This window comes from Mesorhizobium sp. M4A.F.Ca.ET.090.04.2.1 (genome assembly GCF_003999085.1).
Taxonomy (GTDB): domain Bacteria; phylum Pseudomonadota; class Alphaproteobacteria; order Rhizobiales; family Rhizobiaceae; genus Mesorhizobium.
In genome coordinates this window covers 1-3,187 of sequence record NZ_RZOT01000630.1, presented here as the reverse complement: position 1 = coordinate 3,187, position 3,187 = coordinate 1, and the positions used below count along the sequence as shown (strand labels likewise).

Genomic DNA, 3,187 nt, shown 5'->3' with positions numbered 1-3,187 from the left:
GTTCGGCCCGGGCATCTGGAAAATCCGCACCGTCGACCAGTTCTTCGCCCGCCCCGAGCTGATCGGCCTCGCGGTCGCGGCGATCATCCCCGTCATTTTGTTCTGGGCGTTCGCGGCGATGGTGCGCCGGGCCCAGGAGATGCGCATTGCGGCGCAGTCGATGACGGAAGTGGCCTTCCGCCTGGCCGAGCCGGAGAACCTTGCCCAGGACCGCGTCATGATGATCGGTCAGGCCGTGCGCCGCGAGGTGGCGGCGATGGGCGAAGGCATCGAACGCACGCTGGCGCGTGCCGTCGAGCTGGAAACGCTGGTGCACAGCGAAGTCAACCAGATCGAGCGGTCCTATTCGGAGAACGAAGCCCGCATCCGCTCGCTGGTCGACGGTCTCGGCAGCGAGCGCGAAGCCGTCGTCACCCATGCCGAGCGCGTCCGCGCCTCGATAGCCAGCGCGCATGAGACGCTTAGGGACGAGATCGGCTCGGCCAGCGACATCATCCGCGACTCGATCCTCAATGCCTCGACCAAGCTGTCGATGACGATCAACAATTCCGGCGACACGCTGATCGACCGCATCAACGAGAGCTCGATGTCGATCTTCGATTCTGTCGAAGGCCGGCTCGATACGATCACCGACCGGCTGTCGACCTCGGGCGAGGCCTTCGCCAGCCTGCTCGATACGCGTATCGCCAAGCTGACCGACACCACCGACGGCCTCACCCGGTCGCTGACCGACCTGCTCGACGACCGCACCAGCGGCATGGTTTCGCTGCTCGGCGGCGCCGCTCGCACGCTGAGCTCCGAGTTCGAAAACAGCCTCAGCGGCATAGAGCGCACGCTGGCCGAGCGCGGCCAGGCTTTGATCAGCGAATTCCAGACCCGCGCCGAAGCGCTCGACACCGGCACTCAGAAACTCAACGCCGCGCTCGAGGCGCGCGCGCGCCAGATCAACGAGACGCTGGTCGAACGCGCACGCGAGATCGCCCACACTTTCGCCGAGAGCAAGGACCAGCTGTCGGCGATGATCGACCAGGGCAAGACCCAGATCGGCGCGGACATGGCCGACATCGTCTCGTCAACCTCCTCCATGCTCGAGGCCCGCGCCAGCGACTTCGCCGGCCGCATGGAAGCCGCCCGCCATGTCGTGTCGCGTTCCTTCGACAGCGACATCCAGCGGCTCGCGGATGCCCGCGTCGGCATCGAGGAAGCGGTGGAGAACCACAGCCGCAAGCTCTCGGAAAGCCGTGACCGCATGGCTGCCGCCATGCAGGCCGACCTGGCGACGTTCGCCGAAAGCCGCGCCGGAATCGATGCAGCCGTGACCGACCAGGTGCAGAAGCTGGCGGAAGGCCGCAACCTTATCGCTCGCGCGCTGGAAGAGGATCTGCGCAAGGTCAACGAATCGCGCGCCGCCATCGACGCATCGCTCGGCAGCCATCTGGAGCAGCTCGAAGAGGGTCGCAACCGGCTTGCCCAGGCTTTGAATGAAGACTCAGGAAAACTCGTGCAAGCCCGTACGATCATTGATGAAATGGTTGCCGGGCATGTCGGGAAGCTCGCCGAGGGGCGCAACATTCTGTCGCGTGCCCTGGAAGCCGATCTCAGCAAGCTGGCCGACAGCCGCGCCAGCATTGATGGGCTGGTCGCCGGCCAGGTCGAGAAGATCGGCGAAGGCCGCTCCGTGCTTGCCAAGGCGCTCGAGACCGACATCATCGGCATCAGGAACCTGATCGAGACCCACTCCGCCAAGCTCGCCGAAGACAGGGGTGAGCTCAGCCGTTCGCTGGAGAGCGACCTGTCGGGCATCAGGAACCTGATCGAGGGTCATTCCGTCAGGCTGGCCGACGACCGCAGCTTGCTGTCGCAGACGCTCGAAGCCGACCTCGCCAAGCTGGCGGAGGGCCGGGCCAGCATCGACGGGCTGGTCGCAGGCCAGGTCGAAAAGCTCGCCGAGGGCCGCGATATCCTCAAGCGCGCGCTCGAGGCCGATATCAGCACGATCAAGGGCGCCATCGCCGGTCATTCCGAGCGGGTCGCGGAAGAGCGCAGCCAGCTATCCAAGGCCCTGGAAGCCGATCTGCAGAACGTCAACAGCCTGATAGCGGATCACACGAACCGGCTCGTCCAGGATCGCTCGACGCTGTCGCAGGCCCTGCAGGACGACCTGCAGAACGTGAACGGCATCATGGCCGATCACCAGAACCGGCTGGTCCAGGACCGTTCGACGCTGGCCAAGGCGCTTGAGGACGACCTCGCCAAGCTGGCTGAGAGCCGCTCCAGCATTGACGGGCTGGTCGCCGGCCAAGTCGAGAAGCTTGCCGAGGGCCGCGATATCCTCAAGCGCGCCCTGGAAGCCGATCTCAACACGATCCGCAGCGCGATTGCCGACCAGTCGCAGAAACTCACCGACAACCGCGCGGAATTCGCACGCGTGCTGGAAGCCGATCTGGAGAACGTCAACGGCCTTCTCCAGGGCCACAGCGACAGGCTTGCCCAGGATCGATCGGCGCTTTCCAAGGCGCTCGAGGACGATCTCGCCAAGCTGGCCGAGAGCCGCTCCAGCATCGACGGGCTGGTCGCTGGCCAGGTCGAGAAGCTTGCCGAGGGTCGCGATATCCTCAAACGCGCCCTGGAAGCGGACCTGCAGAAGCTCGCCGCGGGCCGCAGCGAGATCGACGACATCATCGCCGGTCATGTTGGCAAGCTGGCCGAAGGCCGAGACATGCTGTCCCGTGCGCTGGAAGACGATCTGGCGAAGCTCGTCGACACGCGCAAGGACGTCGACCGTTCGCTGTCCGGCCATATCGACCAGATCGCAGCCAGGAGCGGCGACATCTCGGCATCGATCGCCGCCGATGTCGAGAAGATCGAACAGGCCTTCAACCGGCAGACCGGCATCATCGAGGAACGCGCCGGAACCATGGAACGTGCGCTGTCGACCGGCGTCGACAATGTCCGCAACGTGCTGGAGAAGAGCGCGGTCTTCGTCGCCGGCGCCCTGCGCGAGAAGGTCATGGAGGTCACCAGCGTCCTGCACGAACAGGCGGGGCAGGCCTTCAGCGATGCCGACCGCAAGATCGCCGAACGCGCAGAACAGACCTCGTCGGCCCTGCTCGCCAGGGCCGAGGACATCGCGCGCGCCTTCGAGGACGCCGATCGCCGCCTGCATGCGCGTGCAGAGGACACCACC

The 3,187-nt window shown here is 65.7% G+C and carries 1 pseudogene; it reads left to right on the top strand.

The features are described 5' to 3' along the window. Positions 1 to 3,187, top strand: a pseudogene (locus EN781_RS29400) (kinesin); the annotation flags it as partial.